This is a genomic window from Novosphingobium sp. FG90, from assembly GCF_057808725.1.
The window spans coordinates 1-7,874 of sequence record NZ_JBMDIO010000069.1 but is presented as its reverse complement, the minus strand read 5'-3'; the positions used below and the strand labels follow the sequence as shown (position 1 = coordinate 7,874).

At 65.7% G+C, this 7,874-nt stretch carries 9 protein-coding genes; all 9 read right to left on the bottom strand.

Annotation, left to right across the window (positions count from 1 at the left end; translation table 11 throughout):
- A partial coding sequence (gene trbL, locus ACODRZ_RS26100) for a P-type conjugative transfer protein TrbL (RefSeq protein WP_488973108.1) occupies positions 1-1,232 on the bottom strand: 1,232 nt, incomplete at its 3' end.
- Positions 1,229-1,504: a putative entry exclusion protein TrbK-alt gene (gene trbK-alt, locus ACODRZ_RS26095; RefSeq protein ID WP_176392337.1), complete on the bottom strand. Its 276-nt coding sequence runs from the start codon at positions 1,502-1,504 to the stop codon at positions 1,229-1,231. The genes trbK-alt and trbL, both read right to left, overlap by 4 nt.
- A gap of 1 nt (position 1,505) precedes the next feature.
- Positions 1,506-2,222, bottom strand: a complete 717-nt coding sequence (trbJ, locus tag ACODRZ_RS26090) for a P-type conjugative transfer protein TrbJ (protein ID WP_087574333.1) — start codon at positions 2,220-2,222, stop codon at positions 1,506-1,508.
- Positions 2,219-4,699, bottom strand: coding sequence for a conjugal transfer protein TrbE (gene trbE, locus ACODRZ_RS26085; protein ID WP_087574334.1), 2,481 nt, complete (start codon positions 4,697-4,699; stop codon positions 2,219-2,221). The genes trbJ and trbE overlap by 4 nt, the downstream gene beginning before the upstream one ends.
- Entirely contained in the window at positions 4,696-4,968 is a 273-nt protein-coding gene (locus ACODRZ_RS26080) for a VirB3 family type IV secretion system protein (protein WP_087574335.1), read from the bottom strand. Before ACODRZ_RS26080 ends, trbE begins: the two co-directional genes overlap by 4 nt.
- Entirely contained in the window at positions 4,968-5,303 is a 336-nt protein-coding gene (locus ACODRZ_RS26075; RefSeq protein WP_087574336.1) for a TrbC/VirB2 family type IV secretion system protein, read from the bottom strand. Before ACODRZ_RS26075 ends, ACODRZ_RS26080 begins: the two co-directional genes overlap by 1 nt.
- Positions 5,300-6,235, bottom strand: a complete 936-nt coding sequence (trbB, locus tag ACODRZ_RS26070) for a P-type conjugative transfer ATPase TrbB (RefSeq protein WP_174827299.1) — start codon at positions 6,233-6,235, stop codon at positions 5,300-5,302. Before trbB ends, ACODRZ_RS26075 begins: the two co-directional genes overlap by 4 nt.
- Positions 6,236-6,427: 192 nt before the next feature.
- Entirely contained in the window at positions 6,428-7,450 is a 1,023-nt protein-coding gene (locus ACODRZ_RS26065; RefSeq protein ID WP_130753346.1) for a hypothetical protein, read from the bottom strand.
- The coding region (locus ACODRZ_RS26060) for a LysR substrate-binding domain-containing protein (RefSeq protein ID WP_488973109.1) at positions 7,447-7,874 on the bottom strand (428 nt) is incomplete at its 5' end. The genes ACODRZ_RS26060 and ACODRZ_RS26065, both read right to left, overlap by 4 nt.

The following is a 7,874-nucleotide window of genomic DNA, read 5'->3' as shown; positions in this document are numbered from 1 at the left end:
TGGGTGATCGCCTGCCGGCGCTTCATCGCCGCAGCCCAGGCGGGCGGCGCGGCCGCGGCGGATCCGGTGCCGGATGCGGCGGCGGAAGCCTGCGCCCCCGCACCGGCGGCGGCGCCTGAAGCTGCGCTTCGGCCATCGGCATAGCTTTGCTTGAGGCTTTGCGCGGCGCGGCGCAGCGGCGAGACCACCGCGCCGCCGCTACTCTTGCCGACATTGGCGAGGCCTGCGCCGACCGCCGCCGCGCCCGATCGTCCGGCCGCGCCAGCGCTATAGGCACCCGAAGCAGCGCCAGCCGTGCGGGCCATGCCTGTGGCGGCGCTGCCTGCCATGCCCATCGCGGCGCCACCGGCGAGGCGGGCTCCCGCCACACCGCCGCCCAATGTCGCGCCTGCAGCCAATGCCGTTCCGGCCGCGGCGCCAGCGCCCAACTGAGGGCCACCGGTGACGATGCCATTGGCAATGCCGGGGCCGAAGATGCCCAGACCAAGCAGCGTCAGCGCGGCGAGCGCGATCGCCATCACCTGTTCGACGGTGGGATCGGCGCCGACGCCTGCGGAGGTAAACTGGCTGAACAGGGTGGTGCCGATGCCGGTGATAACGGCCAGGACGAGGAGCTTGATGCCCGACGAGATGATATGGCCGAGCACCTTCTCGGCCATGAAGGCGGTGCGCCCGAAAAAGGCGAAGGGGAGCAGGACGAAGCCGGCGAGCGTCACCAGCTTGAACTCGATGATGGTGATGAAGACCTGGATGGCGAGGACGAAGAAGGCCAGCACCACGATCAGCCAGGCAATGAGCAGCACGAGGATCTGCACGAAATTGGTGAAAAGGCCGACCGGTCCCAGAAGATCGGCGGTAGCGTCGAGCAGCGGCTTGGCGGCGGTGAGGCCGGTCGCGGCGACGGTGCCGGGCTTCATGAAGTCGGAGAGCGCCATGCCGCCGCCCGAGGCCTTGAGCCCCAACCCGGCGAAGCTCTGGAACAGGATGTTGGCGAGGTTCGAGAAATTGCCGATGATGTAAGCGAAGACGCCGATGTAGAGCGTCTTCCTGACCAGACGCTGGAGAACGTCCTCGTCCTGGCCCCAGGCCCAGAACAGGGCGGCAATCGTCACGTCGATGACGATGAGGGTCGAGGAGAGAAAGCCGACCTCGCCACCGAGCAGGCCGAAGCCACTGTCGATATAGCTGGTAAAGACCGACAGGAAGCTGTCGATCACGCCGGTATCGTTCATTGGGGCTTATCCTCTCCAAAGAAATGGCGCCGCCGCGCTTCCCAGGCTGCCTCACAGCCGCTGTCGGGCATGGTGAGGGTGCGGCAGCGGGCGAGAGTGCGGGTGGCGGGACCGGGCGCAGCGCCAGCGGCCGCGCCAACCGCTGCGTTCCCCGCCAGCGCCCCGTTTCCCGGCCCACCGCTTTCCGGCCGCACCATCGCGATGCCGACCGTCACGGCCAGCATCAGGCCGATCATCGCCACGCCAAGCGCGATCCGGCCCGGCCGCCGCATCTCAATTGCCCCGGAAGCGGCGGAAGCGCTCACGGCCTTCCGCTTCGGTGGCGGCATCACGCGCGGCTTGCAGCGTCTGGGCCCGACCCTGCGCGGCGATCGCAGCCGTCAGGTCGGCGAGCTGCTGCGACTGGAGCGCGAGCAGCTGATTGCCGGCCTGGGAGGCCTGCAGCGCCCCGCTCGCCGACTGGCTCGCGCCGACCAATGTGTCGATGCTCGCTTTGGCCCCATCGATATTACCGACGACACCGGCCTGGACCTGGAGCGCGTCCTGAAACGCGCCGACGCTGTCCTTCCAGCGCTCCTCGGCATTGGCGACCATCTGCGCCTGCGAGCCGGTGAGGTTGGCGCCGTTGTAGCGCTGGGTGAAGGCGCTCTGGATGTCCTGGACATTATAGGCGATGCGTTGGGCCTGCCCGAGAAGCTGGCGCGTCTGCTGCACCTGTTGCTGCAGGGTCGAGAGCGTCGAGACCGGCAGGCTGGTGAGGTTCTTCGCCTCGTTGATGAGGCTGGTCGCCTGGTTCTCGATCTGGCGGATCTGGTTGTTGATCTGCTCGAGCGAACGGGCGGCGGTCAGCACATTCTGCGCATAATTGCTGGGGTCATAGACGATCCCCCCGAACTGCGCCTGCGCCGGCGTGGTGAGCACAGGCCCGGCCAGCGCGGTCAGGCTGACGATGCCGGCCAGCAGGGCCCGGCGAAACGACGGCGTCTTCATGGATTGAACTCCTCGGGATCGAGCGGCAGGAAGGGATCGTCCGGGTCGGACGGTGATGCGGGTTCGGGCAGAAGGCCGGCGGCCCAGTCGAGACCGCGATGCTTGAGCCAGCCGGCAGCGAAGCCGGCACGGCCATGGGCAGCGACCAGTTCGCCGATCACGCGCTGATCGGTTTTCGAAGAGGCCGCCGCAAAGGCGAGCGCCACTTCGCCCAGCCCCAGTTCGAACAGCCGGTTGCCGCGCCGCGACTGGCAATAATAGTCGCGTTTGGGAGTCGCCCGGCTCAATATCTCGATCTGCCGGGCATTGAGCCCGAAGCGCTCATAGACCTGGCGGATCTGCGGTTCGGCCGCACGCTCATTGGGCAGGAAGATGCGGGTCGGGCAGCTTTCGATGATGGCGGGCGCAATGCTCGACGTCTCGATGTCGGCGAGGCTTTGCGTGGCGAAGATGACGCTGGCGTTCTTCTTGCGCAGGGTCTTGAGCCATTCACGCAGCTGCGCGGCGAAAGCCGGGCTATCGAGCACCAGCCAGCCCTCGTCGATGATGATGAGCGTGGGGCGCCCGTCGAGCCGGCCTTCGATGCGATGGAAGAGATAGGCGAGGACCGCGGCGGCCGAGGCCGCGCCGATCAGCCCCTCGGTCTCAAAGGCCTGGACACAGGCCTCGCCCAGCTGCTCGGTCTCGGCGTCGAGCAGCCGTCCCCAGGGACCGCCGACGCAATAGGGCGCCAGCGCCTGTTTGAGCTCCTGGGCTTGCAGCAGCACCGCAAGCCCAGTGAGCGTGCGTTCTCCAACGGGGGCGGACGCCAGCGACGTCAGAGCGGTCCAGAGATGCTCCTTGGCGGCGGGGTCGATCGAAACGCCTTCACCGGCCAGGATCGCGGCCAGCCATTCGGCGGCCCAGGCGCGTTCGCCCGGCTCGTCGATCCGGGCCAGTGGTTGCAGCGCGACGCCGTCGCCGATATCACCTTCATGCAGCGCGCCGCCGAGATCCTGCCAGTCCCCGCCCATGCCGATCGCGGCGGCGCGGATCGAGCCACCGAAGTCGAAGGCGAAGATCTGGGCTTGGGGGTAGCGGCGGAACTGCATCGCCATGAGCGCCAGCAGCACCGACTTGCCCGCACCGGTCGGGCCGACGATCAGCGTATGGCCGACATCGCCGACATGGAGGGAAAAGCGGAACGGGGTCGAGCCTTCGGTCTTGCCATAGAGCAAGGGGGGAGCGCCGAAATGCTCATCCCGTTCCGGCCCCGCCCAGACCGCGGACAGCGGGATCATATGGGCGAGATTGAGGGTGGAGATCGGCGGTTGCCGGACATTGGCGTAAACATGACCGGGCAGTGATCCGAGCCATGCCTCGATGCCGTTCATGCCCTCGATCGTGCAGGTGAAGTCGCGGCCCTGGATGACCTTCTCGACCAGCCGCAGCTTTTCCGAAGCGAGGGCTGGATCGCGATCCCAGACGGTGACGGTCGCGGTGACATAGGCGATGCCGGCCGCGTCCGCGCCCAGTTCCTGCAACGCCAGGTCGGCATCGGCCGCCTTGTTCGACGCATCGGAATCCATGAGGACCGACTGTTCGTTGGTCATCACCTCCTTGAGGATCGCGGCGAGCGACTTGCGCTTGGCGAACCATTGCCGCCGGATTTTGGTCAGCAGTTTGGTGGCATCGGTCTTGTCGAGCATGATCGCGCGGGTCGACCAGCGATAGGCAAAGGCCTGCCGGTTGAGTTCATCGAGCAGGCCGGGAAAGGTCGCGGTCGGAAAGCCGGTGATAGTGAGCGTGCGCAGATGATACTCGCCCAGCATGGGTTCGAGCCCGCCGGTCAGACCCTCGTCGGTGAGCAGCGCATCGAGATAGGCGGGCGTCTCCGGCACGCGCACGCGCTGGCGCTTGGTCGATACCGTGCTGTGCAGATAGGTGAGCGTGGTGCCGTCATCGAGCCAGGCAACCTCGGGCATGAAGCCCTCGACCAGATGCAGGACGCGATCGGTGCGGTCGATGAAGCTTTTGAGAAGTTCATGCGGATCGACGCCGGAACCCGACTTGCCCTCATAGAGCCAACTCTCCGCGCGCGCGCCATCCTCGGCGGGCGGCATCCACAGAAGCGTCAGATGGTAGAAGCTCTCGTAATGGGAGCCTTCCTCACAGAACTGTTCGTAGCGTTCCTGATCGACCAAGGCGGAGACCGGATCGGGAAAGGCGCTGTCGGGATAGTCCTGGGCGGGCACGCGGCTCGCCTCGACGAACACCGCCCAGCCCGAACCGAGGCGGCGCAGCGCATTGTTGAGGCGCCCGGTCACCGCGACCAGTTCGGCTGGTGTCGCGCTGTCGAGATCGGGTCCGCGGAAACGAAGGCTGCGCTGGAACGATCCGTCCTTGTTGAGCACCACGCCCTTTGCCACCAGCGCGGCCCAGGGCAGGAAATCGACAAGGCAGGCGGCCTTGGCGCGATATTCGGAAAGGTTGATCATGGCCGCATCCAGACGGGATATTTGAGGTGACGGCGGGCGACATCGACGAACTGGGGATCGCGCCGCGCGGCCCAGACGGCGAGCGCATGACCGATGGCCCAGAGCGCGAGGCCCGCGAGCCAGAGCCGCAGGCCGAGGCCCAGCGCGCCGGCGAGCGTGCCGTTGACGATGGCCAGGCTGCGCGGGGCGCCGCCCAGCAAGATGGGTTCGGACAATGCCCGATGGACCGGCGCCAGGAACCCCGGCACCTCTTCTTGCCCAGCCTCCATCATACCAGCGCTCCGCCGCCGAAGGAGAAGAAGGAGAGGAAGAAGCTCGACGCCGCAAAGGCGATCGACAGGCCGAAGACGATCTGGATCAGCCGCCGGAACCCGCCCGAGGTATCGCCGAAGGCGAGCCCCAGGCCGGTCGCGATGATGATGATCACCGCGACGATCTTGGCGACCGGGCCTTCGATCGATTCGAGGATCGACTGGAGCGGCGCTTCCCATGGCATGGACGAGCCCGAGGCATAAGCGGGACTCGCGAGCGCAATGAGGCCCATGCAAAGGGCGAGAGGTGCAGCGCCAAGCCGATGGGCGGGACGGCGGGACAGATCGATCATGGTTTTTCTCCGATGTCGGGGGTTGCGGGCGTGAGGCGGTAGTCGCCGAGGGCAGGATCGAGGCCTTCGACGCGCATGAGCTGGGCGAGGCGCCGCCCGGTGCCGTGCCGGACCAGCACGGCGACGAGATCGATGGTCTCGGCGAGCAGCGCCTTGGGCACGGTCACCACGGCTTCCTGGATGAGTTGCTCCATGCGACGCAGCGCACCCACGGCCGTGTTGGCGTGGATCGTGCCGACCCCGCCGGGATGACCGGTGCCCCAGGCCTTCAAAAGGTCGAGCGCTTCGCTTCCTCGCACCTCACCAATCGGGATGCGGTCGGGTCGCAGGCGCAGCGAGGAGCGCACGAGGTCGGAGAGCGACGCGACGCCATCCTTGGTGCGCATCGCGACGAGATTGGGCGCGGCGCATTGCAGTTCGCGCGTGTCCTCGATCAGCACCACACGATCGGAAGTCTTCGCGACTTCCGCCAAAAGCGCGTTGGTGAGCGTGGTCTTTCCGGTGCCGGTGCCACCCGCAACGAGGATGTTGAGCCGGTTGGCGACGCCAGCGCGCAGCACCTCGGCCTCGGCACGAGACATGATGCCCGCCGCGACATAATCGTCGAGCGTGAAGACCGCGACGGCGGGCTTGCGGATCGCAAAGGCCGGTGCGGTCACGACCGGCGGCAGCAGGCCTTCGAAGCGCTCGCCGCTTTCCGGCAGTTCGGCGGAGACGCGTGGCGATCGGACGTGAACCTCAGCCCCGACATGATGGGCGACGAGGCGGATGATGCGCTCGCCGTCGGCAGGCGACAGGCGCTCCCCGCTATCGCTGATCCCTTCGCCGAGCCGGTCGATCCAGAGGCGGCCATCGGGATTGAGCATGACTTCGATGACGGTAGGATCGGCGAGCCATGCCGCGATCGACGTGCCCATGGCGGTGCGCAGCATCCGCGCGCCGCGTGCATGGACTTCCGATCTCTGGCTGGCTGCGCCCATGACATATCCCCGTTCGAGCGCGCTGGCGATGATCCGCCCGGCGCGATGGGGATGAGTAAGAGACGCAGAAAGCTGCGCGGTTCAACAGCGCGTTGATCGCAGCGAAAGCCAGCGCAAAAAGACAGGCAGTGGCGTACAGGCCGGTCAGGACTTCCCTTGTCCGGCCGCCCCGCAAGGCACCAGCCAGCGCGGTCTGATTCGCGACAATTCGGAATAGAGCGCGTTGATCAGCAGCGGGTCAGATCCGACTGGCGAATAGAGACCAACGATACGCGGCTGCTTGTAGAGATCGTTCGTTCCCTGACCGGTTGCATAGAGCGTGGCGCGCATATTGCCGATGGCAAGGATCGCATTCTCGATCGTGGTCTGGTCGAGTTTGCTCGGCAACGGCAAGGCAGTCGCAATGCTCTTACCGCTGACGCCGAGCGACTGGACCGTGAGCGTCCCGGTGACCCGTTTCGCTTCAGCCTCTGCCCCGATCGCGGACAGCCCCGCCAATGTGAGGCCACCCTGCAGGGACAGGATGTCAGCGGAGAGACGCAGGCCTATCCCGACATAGACCGGCACTGTTACCTGTTGATAATGACCTTCCGCGAATTTCTCGGCTTCCGCCTCCAGGAAACGGGAGCGTGCGAGAGCAACCTCCGCAGGAGCCACAGACTGTAGGGCCGCCTGCATGCCGGTACTGTTGGAGATGACAGCATCATAACCGATGATCTTGCCGCCCATCGGCAAGGGATCGCTGAGCGCAACCGGAACGCTCTGAGTCTGGCCTGGCACCGTCACACGTTTGCGGATGTAGAATATTTCGGGAACCGCATCGGCCTGAATATAGTCAAGCACGGCCTTATACTGGCCGCCCTTACTGGTGAGCGTCGCTGGACCGAACGTCAGGCTCCCCTTCGTCTGGTCGAATGTCGCGACCGCAAACCGGATCGTCTGGTCTGGCAGTCTGCTGAGAACATCGGCGTTGGCCGTCACATTGCCTCCGCCAGATGTCTCCGTGCAGCTGTCCGCACCGCTGGCCTGATCGACCGGCAAGGGATCAAGCGGAACATAGCCATAAGCCGAAGCCTTCTCGCCCGGTGTTTCGATCCGGCCAATGGAAGCACAGCCTGTCAATGTCGACAGCAAAGGCATGACCAATAGAATCGCGGTCCTTTTCATGATTTTCCTCCCGGATATGTAATGGACGACTCGATCTTCATCGCTCCAGCATATTGTCGATGCAGACGAGCGAGCAGGCGTTTCAGCGCCGGATTGGGGTTATCATCCAACCAGCAGGCAAAGCTGGTCACATATTCGGGTCCGATCGCGCCCGTCAGTTCATGAAAGACGGTGCCCGCATACTGATCGCCGAGCATGGAATCGAGGCAAAGGCAGATACCGCGTCCTGCACCGACCATGTTAATGACGCCCCGCGTGCTGATGTCATGGATGACGATGGGCGGTGAGACCTGGAGCGGTGCGAAGCGATCCTCCAGCAGTTCGCGGATCGCATCGCTGGGATCATAGCCCGACACGAGAAACGTCTCGCCGATGAGATCCGGCCATTGCAGCAAGGGACGCGATGCAAGCGGGTGCTTGACCG

Coding starts and splice junctions, on each gene's coding strand:
- trbJ (WP_087574333.1), bottom strand. CDS start 2,222: ATGAAGACGCCGTCGTTTCGCCGGGCCCTGCTGGCCGGCATCGTCAGC.
- trbK-alt (WP_176392337.1), bottom strand. CDS start 1,504: ATGCGGCGGCCGGGCCGGATCGCGCTTGGCGTGGCGATGATCGGCCTG.
- ACODRZ_RS26075 (WP_087574336.1), bottom strand. CDS start 5,303: ATGATCGATCTGTCCCGCCGTCCCGCCCATCGGCTTGGCGCTGCACCT.
- ACODRZ_RS26065 (WP_130753346.1), bottom strand. CDS start 7,450: ATGAAAAGGACCGCGATTCTATTGGTCATGCCTTTGCTGTCGACATTG.
- ACODRZ_RS26080 (WP_087574335.1), bottom strand. CDS start 4,968: ATGGAGGCTGGGCAAGAAGAGGTGCCGGGGTTCCTGGCGCCGGTCCAT.
- trbB (WP_174827299.1), bottom strand. CDS start 6,235: ATGCTGCGCACCGCCATGGGCACGTCGATCGCGGCATGGCTCGCCGAT.
- trbE (WP_087574334.1), bottom strand. CDS start 4,699: ATGATCAACCTTTCCGAATATCGCGCCAAGGCCGCCTGCCTTGTCGAT.